The organism is Nocardioides euryhalodurans, assembly GCF_004564375.1.
Taxonomy (GTDB): Bacteria; Actinomycetota; Actinomycetes; order Propionibacteriales; family Nocardioidaceae; genus Nocardioides; species Nocardioides euryhalodurans.
This window is the reverse complement of the sequence record NZ_CP038267.1, coordinates 165,242-186,997: the sequence shown is the minus strand read 5'-3', so window position 1 is coordinate 186,997 and position 21,756 is coordinate 165,242. Positions and strand designations below refer to the sequence as shown.

The 21,756-nt window shown below is 72.5% G+C and carries 17 protein-coding genes and 1 riboswitch; of the genes, 8 read left to right on the top strand and 9 right to left on the bottom strand.

Annotated features, from left to right (window positions below):
* The first annotated feature begins 33 nt into the window (after window positions 1-33).
* The 3 genes from EXE57_RS00835 (at window position 34) to EXE57_RS00825 (ending at window position 2,014) form a co-directional block, all read left to right on the top strand.
* Window positions 34-762, top strand: a complete 729-nt coding sequence (locus EXE57_RS00835) for a DinB family protein (RefSeq protein ID WP_135073113.1) — start codon at window positions 34-36, stop codon at window positions 760-762.
* Window positions 763-859: 97 nt separating this feature from the next.
* Window positions 860-1,429, top strand: a complete 570-nt coding sequence (locus EXE57_RS00830) for a P-loop nucleotide/nucleoside kinase family protein (protein ID WP_135073112.1) — start codon at window positions 860-862, stop codon at window positions 1,427-1,429.
* A gap of 54 nt (window positions 1,430-1,483) precedes the next feature.
* Window positions 1,484-2,014, top strand: coding sequence for an rRNA adenine N-6-methyltransferase family protein (locus tag EXE57_RS00825; protein ID WP_135073111.1), 531 nt, complete (start codon window positions 1,484-1,486; stop codon window positions 2,012-2,014).
* A gap of 1 nt (window position 2,015) precedes the next feature.
* Here the strand turns inward: EXE57_RS00825 and EXE57_RS00820 are convergent, their stop codons facing one another.
* Both EXE57_RS00820 and EXE57_RS00815 read right to left on the bottom strand, forming a co-directional pair.
* Entirely contained in the window at window positions 2,016-2,330 is a 315-nt protein-coding gene (locus EXE57_RS00820) for a DMT family transporter (RefSeq protein ID WP_135073110.1), read from the bottom strand.
* Between the two features lie 14 nt (window positions 2,331-2,344).
* Window positions 2,345-2,410, bottom strand: a riboswitch (guanidine-III (ykkC-III) riboswitch).
* Window positions 2,411-2,457: 47 nt separating this feature from the next.
* Window positions 2,458-2,808: a hypothetical protein gene (locus tag EXE57_RS00815; RefSeq protein WP_135073108.1), complete on the bottom strand. Its 351-nt coding sequence runs from the start codon at window positions 2,806-2,808 to the stop codon at window positions 2,458-2,460.
* Between the two features lie 92 nt (window positions 2,809-2,900).
* Between EXE57_RS00815 and EXE57_RS00810 the strand changes: the two genes are divergently transcribed.
* Window positions 2,901-4,211 carry a glycosyltransferase family 2 protein gene (locus tag EXE57_RS00810; RefSeq protein WP_135073106.1) on the top strand — a complete coding sequence of 437 codons (1,311 nt, stop codon included), beginning with the start codon at window positions 2,901-2,903 and terminating at the stop codon, window positions 4,209-4,211.
* Window positions 4,208-5,020: a class I SAM-dependent methyltransferase gene (locus tag EXE57_RS00805; protein ID WP_135073104.1), complete on the top strand. Its 813-nt coding sequence runs from the start codon at window positions 4,208-4,210 to the stop codon at window positions 5,018-5,020. Before EXE57_RS00810 ends, EXE57_RS00805 begins: the two co-directional genes overlap by 4 nt.
* Here EXE57_RS00805 and EXE57_RS00800 read toward each other — a convergent pair.
* Together EXE57_RS00800 and EXE57_RS00795 are read right to left on the bottom strand one after the other, a co-directional pair.
* Window positions 5,007-5,972, bottom strand: a complete 966-nt coding sequence (locus EXE57_RS00800) for an NAD(P)-dependent alcohol dehydrogenase (RefSeq protein WP_135073102.1) — start codon at window positions 5,970-5,972, stop codon at window positions 5,007-5,009. The genes EXE57_RS00805 and EXE57_RS00800 overlap by 14 nt on opposite strands.
* A 45-nt stretch (window positions 5,973-6,017) precedes the next feature.
* Window positions 6,018-6,557 (bottom strand): hypothetical protein, encoded by a 540-nt coding sequence (locus EXE57_RS00795; protein WP_135073100.1) that lies wholly within the window; start codon window positions 6,555-6,557, stop codon window positions 6,018-6,020.
* Between the two features lie 150 nt (window positions 6,558-6,707).
* Between EXE57_RS00795 and EXE57_RS00790 the strand changes: the two genes are divergently transcribed.
* Window positions 6,708-8,861, top strand: coding sequence for an MMPL family transporter (locus tag EXE57_RS00790; RefSeq protein ID WP_167305772.1), 2,154 nt, complete (start codon window positions 6,708-6,710; stop codon window positions 8,859-8,861).
* Between the two features lie 29 nt (window positions 8,862-8,890).
* Here the strand turns inward: EXE57_RS00790 and EXE57_RS00785 are convergent, their stop codons facing one another.
* Window positions 8,891-12,268, bottom strand: a complete 3,378-nt coding sequence (locus EXE57_RS00785; RefSeq protein WP_135073096.1) for an ATP-binding protein — start codon at window positions 12,266-12,268, stop codon at window positions 8,891-8,893.
* 99 nt (window positions 12,269-12,367) lie between these two features.
* Between EXE57_RS00785 and EXE57_RS00780 the strand changes: the two genes are divergently transcribed.
* Together EXE57_RS00780 and EXE57_RS00775 are read left to right on the top strand one after the other, a co-directional pair.
* Window positions 12,368-13,081 (top strand): hemerythrin domain-containing protein, encoded by a 714-nt coding sequence (locus tag EXE57_RS00780; RefSeq protein ID WP_135073094.1) that lies wholly within the window; start codon window positions 12,368-12,370, stop codon window positions 13,079-13,081.
* A gap of 40 nt (window positions 13,082-13,121) precedes the next feature.
* Window positions 13,122-13,811 carry a hypothetical protein gene (locus EXE57_RS00775; RefSeq protein ID WP_135073092.1) on the top strand — a complete coding sequence of 230 codons (690 nt, stop codon included), beginning with the start codon at window positions 13,122-13,124 and terminating at the stop codon, window positions 13,809-13,811.
* Between the two features lie 363 nt (window positions 13,812-14,174).
* Here EXE57_RS00775 and EXE57_RS00770 read toward each other — a convergent pair whose 3' ends face one another.
* The 4 genes from EXE57_RS00770 to EXE57_RS00755 all read right to left on the bottom strand — a co-directional run bounded on the left by EXE57_RS00770 (window position 14,175) and on the right by EXE57_RS00755 (window position 21,640).
* A complete protein-coding gene (locus EXE57_RS00770; protein ID WP_135073090.1) occupies window positions 14,175-15,614 on the bottom strand; it encodes an MFS transporter in 1,440 nt (479 codons plus the stop codon).
* Window positions 15,615-15,730: 116 nt separating this feature from the next.
* Window positions 15,731-17,098: an MFS transporter gene (locus EXE57_RS00765; protein WP_167305771.1), complete on the bottom strand. Its 1,368-nt coding sequence runs from the start codon at window positions 17,096-17,098 to the stop codon at window positions 15,731-15,733.
* 336 nt (window positions 17,099-17,434) lie between these two features.
* The gene (locus EXE57_RS00760) at window positions 17,435-18,787 is read right to left on the bottom strand and encodes an alpha/beta hydrolase (protein WP_135073086.1); all 1,353 of its coding nucleotides are present in this window, start codon (window positions 18,785-18,787) and stop codon (window positions 17,435-17,437) included.
* 114 nt (window positions 18,788-18,901) lie between these two features.
* Window positions 18,902-21,640, bottom strand: coding sequence for a helix-turn-helix transcriptional regulator (locus EXE57_RS00755; RefSeq protein ID WP_208542925.1), 2,739 nt, complete (start codon window positions 21,638-21,640; stop codon window positions 18,902-18,904).
* Window positions 21,641-21,756 lie beyond the last annotated feature (116 nt).

Sequence of the window (21,756 nt, the reverse complement as noted above, 5' to 3'; positions counted from 1 at the left end):
TGCCGTGTCGGCGGTGCGGCCTAGCCTGACGGCATGCGACGCTTCGACGACGAGGACCTCACCGGCGCAGAGTTCCGCGAGTGCGACCTGAGCCGAGCGCGGATGGTCGGCGTGGTCATGCAGGACGCCGAGATCGACGGCCTGGTGACCAGTCTCGTGGTCAACGGGGTCGAGGTGATGCCGTACGTCGAGGCGGAGCTCGACCGCCGTCACCCGGTACGGCTGCTGATCCGCTCCGATCGACCGGCCGACCTGCGAGAGGCCTGGCGCCAGCTGCGGGACGACTGGGCGACGACCACCGAGCGAGTCCGCTCCATGCCCGAGAACAGCGAGCATCGCGGCGTCGACGGCGAGTGGTCGATGGTCGAGACCCTGCGTCACCTCGTCTTCGTGCACGACACCTGGTTCCGACGCTGCGTGCTCGGGCTCACCGAGCCGTTCACTGCCATGGGACTGGGGCCGCCGGACGTCATGGACCGGAAGGAGGACGGGCTCGACCGGTCCGCCCGACCGAGCCTCGACGAGGTGCTCGCCGTACGGAGCCGGCAGGCTTCGGAGATCGAGGCCTGGCTGGCCGAGGTCACGGCCGACCAGCTCACGCAGACCGCGCCGGTTCCCGACGACGACCGATGGCCCCCGTACGCGACGGGGCGGACGGTGCGGAAGTGCCTCGGCACGGTGCTCGACGAGGAGTGGGCGCACCACGGGTTCTGCAAGCGCGACCTCGACAAGCTGACGCGTCAGCACTCCCCGCAGGGTTGAGCAGCATCCTCTGCCCTGCTGATGCCGCCCTGTCGGGCGCAGGAGCACGACGCTGCCGGACGTACGGTGGCGTCCCACCGGCGGACGTGAGGACGCGATGCCACGACTGATCCACCTCAACGGCCTGCCCGGGAGCGGGAAGTCCACGCTGGGCCGCGCCTGGGTGGAGGCCCACGACGGCAGCCTGCTCGTCGACCCCGACCTGCTGCTCACCAGCATCGGCGGGTGGCGCGAGCGGTTCTTCGCCCTCATCCCGACCGCCCGCGCGCTGGCGGTCTCGCTCGTCAGCACCCACCTCACCGGCAGCTCCGACGTCGTGCTCTGCCAGCTCGCCACCGCACCGGGGGAGATCGAGCCCTACGAGCGCGCGGCCCGCGACCATGGGGCCGACGTCGTCGAGGTGCTGCTGACCTGCGACCCCGAGCTGCTGCTCGCCCGGCGGAGCGCTCGAGCCGGGGACACCGCCCATGGCATCCGTCACGACCTCGACGCCGTGATCGAGGAGCACGGCGGGGAGCAGCTGCTGCGCAGGATCCAGTCCCACTTCCAGGCCTACGCATCCCTGCGCGATCAGGCGCACCGGTTGCTCGTGCGCGACGAGCCGGTGGCGGAGACGCTGCGCCGCCTCGAGGAGCTCCTCGACCCCGGGTGCCCGAAAACCGGGTGACAGCTGCTCGCCCCCTTCCTAGGCTGCCGCGCATGTTCAACGTGATGGCGCGCCGTGTCCGCCGGCGGGACGTCACGCCGGACGTGGGGATGGCACCCGCTCCGGCCTGACTGGGCTCGCCGGGTCGTGGCCGCGGCGCCGGTGCGCCCCGGCGACCTCGTGCTCGACCTCGGCGCCGGTGACGGTGCGCTCACCGCCCCACTCGTCCGCGCCGGGGCGCGGGTGCTGGCGATCGAGCTGCACCCCGGGCGGGCCACTGCGCTGCGCCGACGGTTCGAGGACGACGACGTGACCGTGGTCGAGGCGGACCTGCGCGACCTCCGGCTGCCCGCGCGACCCTTCCGGGTCGTCGCGAGCCCGCCGTACGGGCTGTCGACGGCACTCGTGCGCACCTTGCTCTCGAGCGACCGGGTGCGCTCGGCCGACCTCGTGCTGCAACGGGCCGCCGTACGTCGGCTGGTCGGGCAGCCGCCCCGCGGCCGGCATGCCCGCCGCTACCGCCTCGATGCCGGGCTGCGACTCCCCCGGCACGCGTTCGTCCCGCCGCCGAAGGTCGACTCCGCGGTGCTGCAGGTGCGGCGGTGAGTCAGCCGACCAGCTTGAGGCCGACCACGCAGCCGACGATGCCGGCGAGCAGCAGGATCTTGAGCAGCGACACCGCCTCCGCGCCGGTCACCATCCCGTGGGCCACGGCGAGGGTGGCGCCGATCCCGACCCAGACGGCGTAGGCCGTGCCGACGGGGAGCGTGCGCATCGCCCACGCGAGCCCCGCCATGGAGAGCACGAGCGCGCCCGCGAAGGTCAGCGAGGGCGCGAGGCGGGTGAAGCCCTCGGAGCGGCCCAGGGCGACCGCCCAGACGGCCTCGAGGACACCGGACAGGACCAGGACGAGCCATGACATTGCGGACAACCCCCACAGGGCCGTCTTGTCGCAGTCCGGGTACGGCACCCCTCGTCCGGGAGCCGGGTCTCCGGCTCTGCCCCCAGCATCTCAACACCTTGTGCCGGGGCCAAGTCGGCGACAGCGGTCAGCCGCTGACCCGGTCGAGGTGCTGCAGCAGGTCGTGCGCCGCCAGCTCGACCTCCTTGTGCCGCCACTCCGAGGCGCGGTAGACGCAGGCGATCAGGGCGGTCCGGTGCACCCGGCGCAGGTCCCCGACGACGAACGCGTAGCGCGCCTTGGTGCCGTCGCTGGCTCCCTCGGTCAGGCCGAGGTGCCAGGCGGCGTACTCCTCCCACGTGTGGCGCTCGAGGTAGGCGTTCTGCGCGGCCGCGTCGGGCTGCACCTCGCCCCAGTCGCTGTCCAGGACGTACTGCCGCGCGTCGATCAGCTGCGTCACCCGCTCGACGGCGGCCCGGTTCACGACGTACTTCGCCATGCCCGGCAGCCTCGCGCGGTCGGCCCGCGATGTCGACCCCGTCGCGGCAGGAGGCGCGGCAGGTGGGGGTCGCGGACGGCTAGGGTTCGGCCATGTCCTTGAGCGTCGTCGTGCCCGTGCACAACGTCGCCCCCTACCTCGCCGAGGCGCTCGACAGCGTCCTGGCGCAGGACGACCACCTCGCCGAGGTCATCGCCGTCGACGACGGGTCCACCGACGAGAGTCCCGCGATCCTGGCGTCGTACGCCGAGCGCCGTCCCGACCTGCTGCGTGTCATCACCACGGACAACGCCGGCTCCGGGGCCGCCCGCAACCTCGCGGCCGGTCAGGCCGAGGGTGACTACCTCACCTTCGTCGACCCTGACGACGTGGTGCTGCCCGGCACCTGGGGCCGGATGCTGGAGCTCCTCGACCGCACCGGCTCCGACTTCGCCGTGTGCCACTTCGAGCGCCTCCACGCCGATGGCGGCCGCAGCACCCTCCGGTGGGCGGACCGGGTTCACGCCACCCCACGCGAGCGGGCACGCCTCGACGACGTCCCGGAGATCGTCGGTGACGTCTTCTGCTGGAACAAGGTGTTCCGGCGCGACTTCTGGCAGGACCACGGCCTGGCGTTCCCGGAGGGCACGCGCTACCAGGACCAGCCGGCCGTCACCGAGGCCTTCCTGCGATCCACCGCCTTCGACGTCACGCCCGAGGTGGGCTACCTGTGGCGGGTGCGCGAGGACGGGTCCTCGGTGACCCAGGGGCGCGCCGAGCTCGGCAACCTCCAGGACCGGGTCACGACCAAGCGCGACACCTGGAACCTGGTCCGCGAGCTCGGTTCTCCCCGGGTGCAGGAGGCCTTCCGCGACCGCGTCGCCCCCGGCGACCTCCACCAGTTCTTCGCTGCCCTCGCCGACTGCGACGACGACTACTGGGAGCTGTTCCGCTCGATGCTCCTCGAGCTGTGGGGCCCGGAGCACTCGCTCGCCCGGACCCGGCTGCTCCCCTCCCACCGCCTGATGGGCTGGCTGGTGGAGCAGGACCGTCGAGCCGACGCGACCGCGCTGTGGGGACACGTCGCGAGCGCGACCCGTCCGCTCCCGGTGCGGCCGACGGCGGACCAGCAGGGTCTGGCGCTCGACACCAGCGCGCTGTTCACCGACGCGGTCCCCGAGGACGTCGTCCGGCTCCGTGACGACGAGATCGGCTGGGACGCCACCGCCGAGGAGGTCCGCCGCGGCTGGCGTGGCCACGAGCTGACCGGCACCGTCGCCGTACGCCGCCTGGGCGCCCGCGAGCCGTTCCGGCTCAAGGTCCGCTCGCTCGAGGCCCCGGTGCTCACCCACCGCCTGGACACTCCCCACGGCCCGGTCACCCTGACCGGTCCGGTGACCCTGCCCACCACGGAGGCACGATGACCACCACCCTGCTCGTCCTGGTGCTCGTCGCCGCTCTCGCGGCCGTCGCGGTCTCCGTGTTGCTGCTACGCGAGGTCAACCACCTCAAGGCCAAGGTGGAGGAGTCCAGCGGCGGGTCGCAGGGCGTCGAGAAGCTCATCCGGGACGCCGTCGGGTCGATCCAGCAGCAGACCCTGCGCCAGCACCGCGAGACCCGTGCCGTGGCCGACGCCCTCTTCTCGCTCGGCGGGCTCGGCCCCGACGGCGCGACGACGCCCAGCACCCAGGGCTGGTCGGCCTCCCCGATGGTGCTGCGCCAGCTCGCCGAGCAGGTCACCGAGCGTCGGCCCGAGCTGGTCGTCGAGATCGGCGGCGGCGGGTCCTCGGTGCTGCTGGGTCGGCTGCTGCGCGCCCAGGGCCACGGCCGCGTCGTCAGCTTCGAGCACGACCCCGCGTTCGCCGAGATCACCCGCGGCCACCTGCGTCGCCACGGCGTCGAGGACCTGGTCGAGATCCGGGTCGCACCGCTGGTCCCCGTCGAGCTCGGCGGCGAGACCTACGAGTGGTACGACCCCGAGGCCTTCGCCGACCTCGCCGACGTCGGTCTGGTCTTCGTGGACGGCCCCCCCGGACGGACCGGCCCTCACGCCCGCTACCCGGCGGTCCCGGTCCTCGCACCGCACTGCCTGCCGGGTGCCGGCGTGCTGCTCGACGACGGGGCCCGCCAGCAGGAGCGCGAGGTGGCCGACCGCTGGATCGCCGAGCACGGCGCCACCGAGATCTGGTCCGACGACGTCGGGACCGGCTGGGTGCAGCTCACCCTTCCCTGACGTCGAGCACGATCTTGCCCATGCTGTCGCCGGCGGCGAGGCGGGCGAACGCCGCGGGGGCATCTCGCAGCGGGTAGACGTGGTCGATCCTCGGCGTGACGGCGCCCCGGGCGACGAGGGCCGTCACCGCCTCGAGCTCGGCTCGCGACTGCGGGACGACCAGCACCCCGACCCTCTTCCGGGTGGCCAGACCCACCAGCGGGCCGGCGATCGCGGTGACCAGCAGGATCCTGGCCAGGCCGCCCACCATCGCGTAGCGCCCTCCCCGCCGCAGCGCGCGGTGCACGCGGAACGGCGAGCGCTCGGCCACGAGATCCACGACCAGGTCGAAGCTGTCGCGGTCGTCGGCCCAGTCCTCGGTGGCGAAGTCGATGGTGCGGTGTGCCCCGACCTCGCGCAGGAAGTCGGCCTTGTCGGCTCGGTCGACCGCCGTCACCTCGGCACCGGCATGCGTGGCCAACGCGACCACGAACACGCCGCCGGCACCACCCGCGCCGTTGACCAGGACCCTCGTTCCCGGGCGGACGTCGGCGGTCGCCCTGCGGGCGATGCCGCCTGCCTGCGGGATCGTCGAAGCCTCCGCGAACGACAGCCAGTCGGGCTTGCGGGCCAGGAGCGTGGGTCTGGTGCAGACGAGCTCGGCAAGCCCGCCACGGTATCCGGCCAGCTCGCCGAACAGCTCGTCTCCCGGGGCGTACTCCGTGACCGCGCTGCCGACCGCGGCGACGACGCCCGCGACGTCGGAGCCGGGGACCGGGTGCCGCGGTCGTCGCAGGCCGTTGGACCAACGGGCGTACGCCGGACGTCCCGCCAGGTTCTCCCGGTCCGAGCCGTTCAGGGACACCGCACGCACCTGCAGCAGGACCTCGTCGGCAGCGGGGACGGGGTCCGGGAGCTCACCCAGCCGGAGGACGTCCGGACCGCCGTACCTGTCCTGGATGACAGCGTGCATCCCGCACCCCCCGCCTTCGACCGAGGCCCCTCGGTCCCACTCATGCTAGGGGTTCCGGAGCGGCCGCTCGGAGCTCCTCGCCCGCGATGTCGTGTCGCCGCCACCTGTGAACCACACCGGGTCGTGACCACCGATGGTCGCCGTGGATCGTGCCGGCGGCACGGCCGTCTGCACGGCTCGGGCCGTCGCCAGCAGGCCGACCACGCCGGTGACGAGGAGAAGGAAGACCTGGTACGCCGTCATCCCCGGCTCCAGGTCGGCGTGACCCAGACCGCCGTCGAAGAACCCGGACGCGAGGCTGACCAGGCACGCCGCGGCGAGCAGAACCGCCGCTGCGACCGCCCGCCGATCGCGACCACGGACCGACCACCACGTCATCAGGGCCTGGCCGCCGATCATCGGCAGCGGTGCCGCCAGCAAGGCGCGGCCGCCCCATGCCTCGCCCCAGCTGTTGATCCCGGACGTCGCGGCCCACAGGCCTCCGGCGAGGTCCACCACGAGCAGGGTGCCCATGGCAGTGACCAGCAGCAGCGACAGGGTCGGCGTACGGCGCGCGTCGGGGGTGAACAGGGAGATCTGGTGCATGGCGCGTCCTTCGGGATCGGTGAGGTGACCCCAACCTCCCCGTGAGCTCTTGTGCGGCACTTGGGGCGCGCTGGCGTCGGCACCAAGTGACACCCAAGTCGGCCACGCGAGCGTGTCTCCAACTCGACCACGATGAGGAGAACCACCGCCATGAATGCGACCCTCGAACGACTCGCCCGATTCGCCGTGCTGCACCCGTGGCGCACCATCGCCGCGTGGGCGCTGGTGCTGGGCGCCGTCATCGGGCTCGCCACCACCCTTGGTGGCCCGGCGCAGGAGGACTGGGACATCCCGGATGCCCCCGCCCAGGTCGGCATCGACCAGCTGCGCGAGCACCTGCCCGGCTACGGGAACGCGTCGGCCCAGGTCGTGGTGCACGACGACGTACCGATCCCGCCGTCCGTGCTCGCCGGCCTCGGCGCCGACCTGGCGGGCCTCGAGCACGTCGACAGCCTGCTTCCGACGCGGGTCTCCGAGGACGGTCGCACCGCCCTGCTCGTCGTCCAGTACGACGTGCCTGTCACCCACAGCGACGTCTACCAGGACATCGGGCCGCTCGAGGACACCATCACCCCCTACGAGGACGACGGTCTCCAGATCGAGCTGGGCGGCGAGCTGCCGAGCACCGCCGTCGGCACCATCGAGGGCAAGGGCGAGCTGGTGGGCGTCGTGGCCGCCCTGGTCATCCTGCTCCTGCTGTTCCGCTCCGTCGTCGCCGCCGGCCTGCCGATCCTGGTGGCGCTCGGAGGGCTGGCGATCGGTCTCACGGGCGTCACGGTCCTCTGCGGCCTGATGTCGGTGAGCCCCACCGCCCCCACCGTCGCGTCCATGGTCGGGCTCGGCGTCGGACTCGACTACGCGCTGTTGCTCCTCGTGCGCATCCTGGACAACCTCGGGACGGGCGAGGAGCTCGTCGACGCCGCCGCGGGTGCCGCTCGCACGGCCGGTCGCTCGGTCGTCCTGGCCGGCACCACTGTGCTGGTGTCGCTGATGGGTCTGCGGTTCTCAGGGCTCAACACCTTCGCCGCCTTCGGTTTCGCCACCGCGATCGCCGTGATCTCGGTGGTGTTCAGCGTGCTCGTGCTGGTCCCGGCGCTCAGCAGCCTGTGCCGCCGGCGGTTGCGCCCACGCACGGCGCGCCCGGGTCGTACGACGTCCGCCCGCACCGGTCATCGCGCCGAGCGCTGGGCACACGCGGTCGCCCGCCGTCCGTTGACGTGGGGACTGGTCGCCGCCACGGTGCTGCTGGCGCTCGCCGCGCCTGTGGTCGACCTGCGCACCTGGCCGGGCAGCGGCGCCGACGAAGCGACCTCCAACCAGCTGCGCCGGTCGCACGACCTGGTCACCGACGGATTCGGGAGAGGTGCCGCGTCCCCGCTGCTGGTGGTCATCGACACCCAGCGGCTCGGCCAGGCCGACGTCACGGACGTCCTCGCGACTCTGCGGACCGACCCGGGCATCACCACGGTCGTCGAGCCGGTCGACTCGCCCGACGGTGCGCTCGCCGTCGTGCAGGTCGAGTCGTCCTACGTCGCGAACGACGAGCGTACCGGGGCGTTGATCGAGCGGCTGCGCAGCGACCTGCCCGAGGGGGTCGAGGTCACGGGTGGTCTCGCGGTCTACTCCGACATCGTCGACCTGCTCGCGGTCCGGCTGTGGCTGGTGATCGGCTTCGTCGTCGGCATCTCGATGGTGATGCTGACGTTGATGTTCCGGGCCCCGGTCGTGGCGCTCAAGGCCGCGGTGATGAACCTGCTCAGCGTCGGCGCCGCCTACGGCATCCTGGTGGCGGTCTTCCAGTGGGGCTGGGGCGCGGGACTGCTCGGCGTCGACCACACGCTACCGGTGTCCAGCTGGCTGCCGATCCTCATGTTCACCATCTTGTTCGGGCTGTCGATGGACTACGAGGTGTTCCTGCTGAGCCGGATCCGGGAGGACTACGTCCGCACCGGCGACGCGGTGGGCAGCGTGGCCCGCGGCCTGGCCAGCACCAGCTCGGTCATCACCACTGCCGCCGCGGTGATGGTGATGGTGTTCGTCGGCTTCGCGGCCGAGTCCGGGGTGTTCTTCAAGATGATGGGTCTCGGCATGGCCGTGGCGATCGCCCTCGATGCCACCCTCGTCCGCATGGTGCTGGTGCCCGCGACCATGGCGCTGCTCGGTCACCGCAACTGGTGGATACCCGCCTGGCTCGACCGAGTGCTCCCCCGCATCGACGTCGACGTCGAGGTCGGACGTGCCGCGCAGGAACGGGCCGGGGAGCCCGAGCCGGCGGCCGAGCCTGTCGAGCTCGTGCGCAGGTGATGACAGGCACGATGCCGACGGGAGCCCGGTCAGAAGCCGAGCTTGTCTCGCCATCGCTCCAGCCAGGCGACGTACGCGGTGAGGCCGAAGTCCCGGGCCGTTGCCGTCGCTGCGTCGGCCTGGGCGGCCGCCGCCGGGAGGTCTCCCAGCACCGCGTGGGTCAGCGCGACGTACCCAGCGACCGGTCCCACCGCCAGGGCGGCCCCGGCGAGGGCGATCCGATCGGTGTACGGCGTCAGCCGCAGCGCGGCCTCGCGGGCCAGGGCGGCATCCCCCACGACTGCCGCTGCCTCGGCCTCGAACGCCCAGTCGACCAGCAGCGACCACCCCGTCGACACCTCGTCCGAGGGCGGATGGGTCACGAGCATCGCGTGCAGCCGGTCGTCGAGGCCGGCCCTCGCCAGCAGCCCGTGCGCCGGCATGACCGCGGACGGATCGTGGTCGGCAGCCTGGGCCATCAGCTCCGCCACGGTCTCGAGCGGCCCAGCCCACAGCACGTGCATCGCGGCGGCCGCGACCGGCTGCAGGTCGCGGCTGGGTACGGCCGTGCGCGGAGCGGTCTCGCCGATGCCATCGAGATGACGCTGCGCCTCCGGCTGGTCGCCCCGCATCGTCGCCAGGGTCATCTGCAGCCAGTGCCAGGTGAGCAGCACGTAGGGCAGGCGCTCCCGGTGAGCGATGTCCACCGCCACCGCGGCGTGGCGGTCGAAGTCCGCCCGGTGGCCCAGCTCGAGATGGTCGATCGCGGCCGTGATGTGGGAGACAGCCTGGGCAGCCGCGTCATCCGCGGCCTCTGCCGCCGCGAGACCCTCTGCGGCCAGCGCCACGCGCTGCACCGTGGCCGCGGGGTGCCACGACGACATCCAGGCGGCACGGCACGCCCACCAGGTCAGCAGGGGGTCGCCGATCCTGCGAGCGAGCTCCAGACCGGTGTCGAGCAGCGCCCGCGTCTCCGCTGCGGAGTCGGGCGCGTAGACGAGCTCGACGGCCAACGCGAGGTGCAGTCGGCACCGGCTGACGGCGTCGTCGTCCGGCACGTGGGTGAGCGCCCACCGCAGGTCGTCCACGGCGTCCTCCATCACGACGTCCATGTCGTGGGGCAGCCACACGCAGTACTGCGTCAGCGCGGATGCAGCCGAGGCGACCCGCGCGGGCGAACCCAGCTCACGTCCCAGCGCGATGCCCTCCACGGCCGCGTCCACGACCTGCGGCCAGTCGGCAGCGAAGGCAGCGTCCGCCGCCAGCTCGAGCAGCAGCTCGGAGCGGATCTCGAGAGAGGCGCCGACGGTGCGCCGGTGGGCCTCGACGGCGGCGCGCCGCAGCCGTGCCGCCTCCTCGTACGCCGTCAGGGAGCGCGCCTGCGCGGCCGCGTCCCCCGCGGCGGGCCATGCCCGGTCGCTGTGACTGGGCCCGGCCGCCAGCCAGTGGCGGGCCAGCTCGGAGACCAGCTGCGGCCGCGGCACCAGGACGCGGACGCGGTCGTCGCGCTCCAGCACGTGGGCCACCCTGGCGTGCAGACGGGCGGCACGGCTGGTCGACAGGGACGCCAGCACGGCGTCCCGGGTCAGCGCGTGGGCAAAGGAGTACTCCTCTGCGTCGGTCTCCAGCAGCAGCCCTGCGGCGCGCGCGGTGTCCAGGTCGTCGGCCGTTGCGTCGAGGTCGCGGTCGACGGCCGCTGCGACGGCGGCGAGCGGGAACTGACGGCCGACGACCGCGGCGGTCTGCAGCACCGTGATGGAACGCTCCGGCAACCCGGCCAGCCGCCGGGCCACGACCTCGCGCACCGTCACCGGCACCTCGTCGTGCCCGTCCGGCGCCAGGCTGGCGAGCTCCATCAGGAAGAACGGGTTGCCCGCGGAGCGGTCGTGCCAGCGGGAGGCCAGCTCGGTGGTGAGCTCCCGACCCGCGACCGCGCGCAGCAGGTCGGTCGCGCCCTCGGCGTCCAGGCCGGTCAGGTCGAGCCGGAGGGCGTGCCGTCGCGCGAAGGCCTCCGAGGCCATCGCCAGCTGTCCGGTCGCCTCGGGGTGCGCTCGACGGGTGCCCAGCAGTGCGAGCCCGCACTCGTCGGGGGCCTCCGAGACGAGGAGGGTCAGGACTCGCAGACTGACCTCGTCGGCCCAGTGCAGATCCTCCAGGACGATCAGCAGCGGCCCGACGGCAGCCCGGTCCAGGACGGCCGTGACGATCCGTTGCGCGGTCCGGAAGGCGAGCTGCTCAGGACCGAGGTCGGGCTCCGCGACCGGGTCGGGCTGCAGACCGTCGCTGTGCCCCAGCGCGGACAGCACCGCGCGCCACGGCCACAACGGAGGCACCCCGTCGTCCTGCGAGCACCGCCCGAAGGCGACCGCGACGCCGTGGTCGCGCGCGGTCGCCACCAGGTCCTCGGCGAGGCGGGACTTGCCGATGCCTGGCTCACCGAGCAGCTGCCCGGGGGCGAATCTTCCCTCGCGGGCGCGGTCCACGAGCCCGGCCAGCCGGGCCTGCTCGCTCGTCCGGCCGAAGACCGGTGCTGCCGCCCGGGCCATGGCGACCGAGGGGGCTGTGACACCCGGGCCGGTGGTGAGCGCGCGCGAGGCCTGCGCGGGTGCTCGCACGTCCAAGGACGTCGCCTGTCGCAGGATCGCGCCCTCGAGCTCCCGCAGCTGTGGGCCGGGGTCGAGGCCGAGCTCGTCGGCGAGCACAGCGCGCACCGTGCGCAGCGCGTCGAGCGCGTCGGCCTGCCGGCCGGCGCGGGTCAGGGCCAGCGCGTGGATGGCCCACAGGTTCTCTCGCAGCGGGAAGCGGGACGTGGACTGCTCGGTGCTGGCCAGCACCGCGGAGTGCTCTCCCAGGCCCAACAGACCCATCAGCCGAGCCTCCTCGGCGCTCTCGCGCACCTGCTCGAGCGCCGACCGGGCGGCGAGGACGTCGGGATGGTCGGGCAGGTCGGCGTACGGCTCCCCGCGCCAGGTGCGCAGCACCGCGTCGAGCCGGTCGACCGCGTCGGCGATCTCGCCGCGTGCCGGCCAGCCGCGCGGCTCCCGCGCCTCCACCTGCGAGGTCAGGGGGGCCAGGGTCTGCTCACAGGCGCGCACGTCCCTGGCGAACTGGTGGCTGTCGACATCGGCCGGGGCGACGTGCAGCACGTAGCCGTGGTCGGTCGTCTCGATCACGGAGGAGTGACCGCGGGCGGTGCGCTCGGGCTCGAGGACCCGACGCAGGTTGGAGAGGTAGGCGTGAAGCGCGCCGTGGGCGGCCCGGGGCGGCGCCCCTGCCCACACCAGGTCGGCGAGCTTGTCGGCCGGCACCGGTCGACCGGGAGTCATGGCCAGCGCGGCGACCAGGGAGCGCGGCTTCCGCGCCCCCAGCGCCAGCGCATCGTCGTCCCCGCGCAAGGCAGCCGTGCTGCCGAGGACCAGGACTCGCACCCGCTCACCTTAGGAGGTCGGCTCCCAAGCCGCTCGCAAGCCGCCCACAAGTGACTCCGCCGAGGCTGTCGACGTACCGAACGAACCGGAGGAGGATCCATGAAGCCCGACGACCAGCTGCCGCAGGTCTCGCTGCCGGGGCAGGCGCACGTGGCTTACGGCCCGTACGACCAGACCGGCATGTACGTGATGCACCACGCCCTGCGCCGCGACCTGGCGCGCTTCGAGTCCGCGGTCCGGAACACTCCAGTGGGCGACCGGTCGGTGTGGCGGGGTCTGTCTCAGCGCTGGGACCGGTTCGCGGAAGTGCTGCACCACCACCACTCCGTCGAGGACGCTGCGATCTGGCCGTTGATGCTGCGCCGCGTCGACGAGGCCGGCGACGCTGCGGGGCGCGCCCTGTTGGAGGCGATGGAGGCCGAGCACGAGCAGGTCGACCCCGCGCTCGCCGGGTGCGCCGCCGCGTTCGCTGCGATGGCCGAGCATCCGTGCACCGATCACCGCAACGCCCTCGACGTCCGGGTCACCGCCGTTCGCAGCGTGCTGCTGGAGCACCTGGCCCACGAGGAGACGGAGGCGCTCCCGCTCCTGCAGCGAGTGATGACGCCCGAGGACTTCGCCGCCGCCGAGACCGCGGCAGACAAGGGCTACCCCACCCGTCTCCTCCCGTTCATCCTCCCCTGGGCGATGGCGGAGGTCCCTGCTCCCGTGGTCGCCACGGTGCTGCGGGGCCAGCCCGGCCTCGGGTTCGTGCTCCGACTCCTCCGGCGCCGCTTCGAGCGACGGGAGCAGAAGGTCTTCTGTCATGCCTGACCCCACAGGAGCACACCCCGCACCGGACAAGGAGAGTGCCATGACCCAGCTCCACCCCACCCCGACCCCTGCCGGGCCGCACCAGGCGGCATCCCGCCCCCGATGGCCGCTGCTCGCCGCTGCTGCCGGACTCACGGGTCTCGTGGCCACCATGGTCCTCGACGGCCGCACGGTGTCGGACGAGGGCGCGACCCTCGACCATCAGCTGTTCGTCGACCTCGACCCGCTGACGTTCCGGCTGAGCATGGTCTTCGGCTACCTCACCGTGGTCCTGCTGCTCGTCCTCGCGGCGACGTGGCGACGACTGGTCGAGCCGCGACTCGCGGGGTCGACCGCTGCCCACGTGGTCCCGCTCGGCCTCCTGTCCTCGGCGGCCGGCCTGACCTACGGCTACGGCTGGAAGGGCGCGCTCGGCAACTACCTTCCCGACTCGTTCGAGCCCCACGCCTTCGACGACACCGGTCTCTACGTCTACTACGTGCTCAACGACTTCGGAGCCTGGATCGGCTGGCTCGGCGTCGTGATCGCCGCCGGTGCCATCGCCGTGATGAGCCTGAAGGAGCGCACCGTCCCACGCTGGATCGGTGTCGTCTCCCTCGTGCCTGTCCTCCAGACGACCCTCATGGTCGCCGGTCTCGGCGTTCCCGGCGTCCCGGCGCTGCTCGGCCCAGCCTGGCTGGCGGTGACCGGTCTGGGGCTCTACCTCGGCAGGAGCTCGATCACCTCCTGACACGGACTCACGCTGTCCCTCCGAGCCGGTCTTCGTCAGAAGCGCGATCCTTCGCCGACAACTGCGTTCATCAGAGGGGTTCCAGCCGCTGACCTACGCACCAACTGCCTGAACCTCTCGCTGAGTCTGCGCCTCTCTGCGCCCCTCCGCGAATCTAGTGCGCCGCCCAGGGTGCGCCATCGAGGAACCCGGCTCCGAGGTTCACATCCGACAAGAGCGAGGGCACCGGGCTACCCGGACTGCAGGGAGCTACTTCGAGCTGACCTACGTCGACTGAGCCACGCTCGGCGCGGGCCAGGAGACGTCCCCAGACAACCGCGGCTGTCCGGGGACGTCGCTCGTGTCCCTCGTCTGCGTGACCACTCAGTGCAGGTGCATGTGGGCCGCGTCGGCCTTCCCGGCAGGCATCCAGACGGCGGCCACCGCGGCGAAGACGACGGCGATCGCGGTGATGGCCATCGACCCGCGGGAGTACGCGTCGGCCACGCCGGAGGCCGCGGTGAGGTTGCCCGCCGTCCCGGCGACGGCGGACAGGACGGCCACGCCGAGTGCTGCTCCGACCTCGTGCCCGGTCATCAGGAACCCCGACGCCATGCCGGTGTGTTCGGCCGGAATGTCGTTCATCGCGCTGCCGGCGACGGCGGCGAACACGAGGCCCGCACCCAGACCGACCAGGCACAGCCCGGGCAGGAGTCCGCCGACGTAGGAGGACGTCGAGTCGGCACGGGACAGGAGCAGACCTCCGCCGGAGACGATGGCCAGCCCGATGGCGGCGATGGTCCGCACCGGGAGGTGCGCACTGGCGTGGGTGGCGAGGTGGGTGCCGACGACGAGGGTCATGGCGAGCGGGAGGAACGCGACGCCGGACTCCAGGGCGGAGTAGCCGAGGGCCGTCTGCCCGAAGATCGACGTCAGGAAGACCACCGCCATGAGCAGGCCGGTGATGCCGAGCATCACGGTCGTGCTCGACACCAGGCTCGAGATCTTCCAGGTGTGCGGGTGCACCAGCGGCTGCGCGGACCGGCCCTCGATGAGCATGAACGCGACCATCAGGATCCCGGCGACGCCCAGGCCGACAGCGGTCTGGACCGAGGCCCAGCCCTGGGACTCCACGCGTGCCAGGGTGAACATCAAGGTGGCCAGCGAACCGACGCCGACGAGGGCCCCGGGGACGTCGAACTCGGCCAGGCCGGCAGGACCTTTCTGGTCCTTGGCGATGACGTGGAAGGTGGCGGCGATGGCGAGCACGCCGATCGGCACGTTGATCCAGAAGATCGCCTCCCAGCTGGCCCATGTGGTGAGGACGCCACCCACGGCGACGCCGACCGCGATGCCCAGGCCGCCGATGGCTCCCCAGAGCGCAAGGCCCCGTGCCTTCTGCGTGCCCGCGTAGGTGGTGCTGATGATGGAGAGGGCCGCCGGGGTCATGAGCGCTGCAGCGGCTCCCTGGGCCGCGCGTCCGCCGATGAGCTCGGCCCCACCGCTGGCGAAACCGGTGAACAACGAGGCCGTGGTGAACAGCGTCAGGCCGGTGAGGAACACCGTACGACGCGAGATCAGATCCGCGATCCTCCCTCCGAGGAGCAGGCAGCCGCCGGACAGCAGGAGGTAGGCGGTGACGACCCACTGCAGGTCGCTGCTGCCCAGCCCGAGCTCGTGGCCGATGGTCGGCATCGCGGTGTTGACGACGGAGATGTCGATGACGACGAGGACCTGCGCGACGAGCGCGACGAGCATCGGGCCCCAGGGTCGTGTGTCGCTGTGGGCGTCCGCCTCGACGGCGGGGCCGTGGTGTCCGTGCATGGGTGCCTCCGGTGGTGAGTGGTGAGCGGTGCGGATGGGGTGGTGCTGGTTCGGTGAGTTCGAGACTGCAAGAGACGCGACCTGGTCGCCCCGGTCACATGGCCGGGGTTGACGGCTCAGGAGCGAGGCCGCGCGAGCGTCGCTCCCAGCGCAGCGGTGAGCAGCGCGACGACCGCGGCTGCGGTGAATGCTGCGGAGAAGCCCGCGGCGTCGAGGGCGCCCTCGTCCGGACGACCGGACGAGATGCCGATGACGATGAAGGCGGCCGTCCCGAGTGCGCCACCCACCTGCATCGAGGCGCCGGCGAGCCCGGACGCCAGACCGGTGTGGGTGGCGGGCACCGCAGAGGCGAGGACCATGGTGGTGGTGGTGAAGCTGAGGGCGACGCCCGTCGCGACCAGGAGCAGGCCCGGGAGGACGGCGACGACGTACGCGGATCCGGTTGGCGCGTTCGCCAGCCAGAGGTGCCCTGCGGCGAGGACGACGAGCCCCAGGACCATGCTGCGCACAGGTCCGATCGCGCCCAACACGCGCGGCAGCACGGCCAACGAGACGGCGAACCCCGTCAGGGACGTGGGGACCATGGCGAAGCCTGCCTGCTCGGGAGACATGGCCAGGACCTGCTGGAAGTACAGCGCGACCAGGACGAAGGTCGAGCCCCGGGTCGCTCCCCCGAGCAACGCAACAGCCGTGCCCCTGCGCAGCAGCCGGGACCGGAAGAGCTCGAGCGGGAGCAGCGGGTCCGTGGCCCGGCGCTCGATGACGACGAACGCCGCCATCAGGACCATCGAGACGACGAACACTCCTACGACCCGCGGGGAGGTCCACGCGTGGTCGACGGCATCGACAGCACCGTGCACGAGCGTGATCACCGCCCCGGTCACAGCGACGGCGCCCGCCCAGTCGACGGTACGTCGGGCACCGGACGCGTCCTCCACCAGCACTCGCCGGGCCAGGGCAATGGCTGCCAGGGACACCGGAACGGTCACCAGGAACACGGCCCGCCAACCCACGGTGCCGGCGAGCACTCCCCCGCTCACGACGCCGGTGGCTCCACCCAGCGTCGACGCAGCACCCCACGCCCCCATCGCTCTGGCGCGTTGCGCGGCGGGGAACGTGCCCAGCAGCAGGGACATGGCCGCCGGGCTGAGGCCGGCGGCACCGACCCCCTGCACGACACGGCCGATGATCAGCAGCTCCTTGTTGACCGCCGCTGCTGCGATGAGGGTGCCGACTGTGAAGAGGGACGCCCCGACGACGAAGATGCGGCGGCGGCCGAACAGGTCTGCGGCCCGGCCCGACAGCAGCAGCAGCCCCGCAAAGGCGAGCACGTAGGCGTTCACGACCCAGGTCACGGCCGCCGGACCGAAGCCGAGCTCGGACTGGATCGAGGACAGCGCGACGTTCACGATCGAGGTGTCGAGCATGACGAGGAACTGCGCGGACACCAGCAGGCCGAGCGCGACCCGGTCCCGTCGCGTCATCCTCGCTGTTGTCACGGATGAGGGGCTGGTCACCGTGGCGTTCATGGAGCTGTCCTCACGCGGCCAGTCGGGGCAGAGGGGCGTCGAACCGGGCTGCGCGGGCGGTGCCGCATCGGGGGCAGTGACGGCCTCGCACGAGATCCATGTCCTGACCGCACCAGCAGACGTCGGTGGTTTCGCCCGCTGGGGGCCGCACCTGCGTCGTGTCCGAGATCGTCGAGATCCTGTCCATCGTCCTCACCGCCTGGGTCGTGGTTGCCTGGTGTCTCCACGGTGCCGTTGCACCACGTCGGTCGAACCGGTCGAATGGCCGGGTTCCACGGGGTTGGCGCGGGTTCAGCGAGTCGTGAGGGGCGTTCCGGTGCGGACCGCCCGGACCACGGAGGTGATGGCCTGCACGGACGCTGCGGCTCCGCCCGGGTCCTCGACGATGCCGGCGTGGCTGGTAGCGGCCTCGCGGGTGACGGCGTCGCTGGACAGCTCTGCCATGTGCTCCTGTGCCCGGGTCCAGCCATCGGTGTCGCGGGCGTTCTCCGCGCTGGCCAGCACGACGAGCGGTCGGTCTCCGAGAGTGGTGAGCGCCCGAGCCTGCTCGAAGACCACGGGCAGCATCGAGAGCTCGTCGCGGGCGTTGCGCCCGGCGCGGGGTGTCGCCGACATGGCGTCGACGGGTGCCGCGTCCCCGGCGGGAAGGTGCGAACCGGCCAGCGCCACTCCGAGCCCGAGCCGCGCCAGCGTGGGCATGACGCCGTACGCGCGCCGCATCATCGCGTACTGCGTGGGGTAGCTGGGGATGGCGGTGAACTGCTCGGGGCTGGTGCTGTCCAGCAGCACCATGCCTGCAACCTCGTCGGCGTGGTTGGCGGCGTACGTCATCGCGTAGGGGCCACCGATCGAGTGGCCCACCAGCACGAACGGGCCCGTCTCGCCGGCAGCTGCGAGCAGTGCGTGGAGGTCCTCGGCCGCAGCAATGCCGTCCTGGGGGTGCTCGACGTCGTCGCTCCAGCCCTGACCCGCGCGGTCGTACGCACAGACTCGCGTGGTGGGGGCGACGCCGTCGACGATGCGCGCCCACGACGCGGAGAACTCGCCGAGGCCACTGACGAGCACGACGGTCGGTTGGCCGTGGCCGCGGCAGTCGAGGTGGAGGTCGTGGTCGCCGACGGAGCGGATCGTGCCCGGCGCCGGGAAGGTGCTGGCGAAGGAGTCGGTGGCGACGTTCCTGAGGCCGGCGCCCGCGGAGGCGGCGGCGAGGAGGACCAGCGCGATCGTCACCAGCCACCGACCCGGACCTGACAGGTGCCGGCGCATCTGGACGTACGTCCACCCGGACAACGCCAGGGCCAGCGGCGGCCAGACCCACGTGAGCAGGCTCATCGTGTGGTCCGAGGGCGCAAGCGAGATCAGCGCAGCACCGGTCGATGTCATCGCGACCGCGAGCACGACGGCCCAGGGCTGGGGGTGACCCTTTCGCCCGCCGAGGACGTGCAGCATCGCCCAGCCGAGGCCGAACCCCACCAGCGCCGCACCCACCGTCACGCCTTCTGTCGCCCCCGGGAGGACCACCATCGTCAGGAGGAGGGCGGCAGCCAGTCCACAGGCCAGCGAACCGAGGACGACCCGGCTACCCGGTCGGCCCCCGGGGCTCGTGGCGTTCGATCGGACGCGGCGGTGGACGTCGATGCTCATGGACTTCTCGCTCTCGCAGTGGTGGGTGGTGGCACTGCGGTCGAGAGTGGTCGGTCGGGCGGACGGTCACCCCGGTCAGATGGCCGGGATGTCTCGGACAGGGCAGCGAGCGACTCAGCCCAGGTCGAGCCCGGCCAGCTCGCCGCGCGAGGTGACACCTGCCTTGGCGAAGACGTTGCGAAGGTGGAAGGCCACCGTGCGCGGAGAGATCCAGCACTGCGCGGCCACGTCCTTGTTGGACATGCCCGAGCTGACGAGCTGGGCGATCTTGAGCTCAGTCGGCGTGAGCTGCAGCAGGGTCGAGGGGTCGCGCTTGCGCGCCGTCTCTCCCGAGGCCCGCAGCTCCGACTCCGCCCGTGAGGCCAGCCACTGGGCCCGGACGTCGTGGAAGGTCTCGAGGGCGCGACGCAGGTGGATGCGGGCGTCCACGCGCCGCTGGCTGCGACGCAGCCACTCGCCGTACGCCAGCTCGACGCGCGCCACGTCCAGAGGTCGACCTCCGGTGGCAGCGTCCGACAAGGCTCGCTCGAACAGCAGCTCGGCATCGACGTCGGCCGTGAGCGCCTTGCCGAACGCCACGGCGGAGAGCGCCCACGGGCGACGTGTGGCCTCGGCGAAGGCCGCGAGGTCCTCGGCCCAGGCCCGTGCCGTCGCGGCCTCACCTGCGCGGACGGCGGCCTCGATCCGCTCGGTGGCCGACAGGCGCTGGAGCACCGGCATCCTCATGCGGCCGAGCTGGTGGAAGGCGCCGGAGGCGTCTCCCGAGCTCGCCGCGCGTATGCCCATGGCCCACCGCGTCAGGTCGTGCACCGGATCCGCCATGATGCCCAGCGGATGCGCCGCGACCAGCTCCTCGAGCCGCAGCAGCAGGTCGTCGTAGTCGTCCCGGTCCTGCTGGGCCGCCAGGAGAACCAGCCAGGCGATCGGGAGCGCGGTCACCGCGGGTTGGCCGATGCTCGCGCCCAGGGCCACGGCTTCCTCGGCACTGACGCGCAGGGCGACGTGATCTCCCCTTGTCCAGTGCCCGAAGCAGAGCCGCTGAAGGCAGTAGGTCACCGCGGTGGCGGCGCCCACCTCCCGCGCGCGTGAGAGGGCGAAGGAGTAGAACTGCTGCTGCCGGTCGTCGTCCCCGAGCTGGAGGGCGGCGTTGCCGAGGTTCCACAGCACGTCGCGATCGTCGACAGCGGCACCGATCTCGAGGGCGACGTCGAGCGCATCCGCTGCGGCTCCCCAGTCCGCGTCCGCGACCAGGGTCATTGCCACGAGCATCTGCCGCAGGCACCGTGTCCGCGGAGAGCGGTCCGCGGTGGTTGCCGTCAGGAGCTCATCGGTGTGCATCGGCGTACCGCTGTCGGCACCGAAGGTGCGCATCACGGCCGCGGCGACGCCGATGTCCAGAGCTCGGACCGGGTCGGTCGGCAGCACCGCGTGCGCAGCGTCCACGAACATCCGGTGCGCCTCCGGGGCCGAGCCGATGTTGACCTCGATGTGCCCGCGCAACCGTGCCACGTCACACAGCAGGAGTGCGTCCTCCGTGCCCTCCCTGGCAGCGCCGAGCAGGGACTGCGCGCGGGCCGCCTGCCCGCATGCCCAGGCACTGCGTGCCGCGGCGAAGCCCAGGTGGGCGCGTCGAACGGCGTCGGTGGACAGCTCCGCCGCCCGCTCGTACGCCGCCAGTGCCGAACGGTGCCCACCGCGGCGTTGCGAGCGCTCCCCCACCCGCTCGAGGGCGTCGACCAGGTCGGCGTCCGGTCCCTCGGCGGCGCAGGCACGGTGCCAGACCTCGCGGTCCTCGTGCCCCGACCCGGCCAACGCCCCGGCGAGCGCCCGGTGAGCTCCCCGGCGGTCCGCCGCGGTGGCAGCCTGGTAGATCGCCGAGCGCACCAGAGGGTGTTGCAGGGACACCGAGCCTCCCGAGTCCACCAGCAGCCCGGAGTCGATCGCACGCTCCACCACGTCATCGTCCAGTCCCCAGTGGACACCCGCACGACGCAGCACATCGGGCTGGCCTGTGTCGTCGGCGGCCGCGAGCAGCAGCAGGCGCTGCACCGGGGCCGGCAGTCGACGACTGCGGTCCAGCAAGGCCTGCTCGACCCGGGCGGTGAGGTGAAGCGTCGTCGGCAGAGCGGCCGATCCATCGAGCTGGGCCGCCGTGAGCTCGCCGGGCAGCTCGAGGAGGGCCAGCGGGTTGCCGCCTGTCTCCGCGATGAGCCGTCGGGCAACCTCGTCTGCCGGGTCAGCGCCCAGCCTGGCGGCCAGGAGGGCGCGGGAATCCTCGGCGTCGAGACCAGTGAGGAGCAGCTCAGCCAGTCCGGGTGCCTCGAAGACCGCCCCCGCAGCGTCGCGCGCCGCGAACACCATGGCCACCCGGTCCGCCCCGAGTCGCCGGGCACAGAACAACAGCGCTGCCGCGCTGGCCGGGTCCAGCCAGTGTGCGTCGTCGACGGCGCACAGCACGAGGCTCTCCTCGGCAGCCGCCGTCAACAGCGACAACGTGGCCACACCGACCAGGAAGGGCTCGACCGAAGGGCCGTCATCCTCCCCGAACGCGACCGCGAGGGCACGTGCCTGAGGAGGCGGAAGCTGCTCGCGCAGACGGGTGAGCGGACGCAGCAGTCGGTGCAGTGCGGCGAAGGCGAGCGGCGCCTCGACCTCGAGGCCCTGGGTGCGCACCACGGTGGCTGCGTCGTCGTCGGCGACGATCGCGTCGAGCAACGCAGACTTGCCGACGCCCGGCTCGCCTCGTACGACGACGCTGCCGGCCGTCCCGTGGCGGGCAGCGTCGACGATCTCCGCCAGGAGCGCCCGCTCGGGGCCCCGGCCGACCAGCACGTGCCGCACGTACACGCTCACGAGCCCGAGTATTCCGTGCAACCCGGCATTTTGACCGGGGCGACCCCACCGGTCCAGCCCGCAGGATCGGTCACGTCGGGCGTCATCGCGCCCCACCTGACGATCGCCCACGAGGA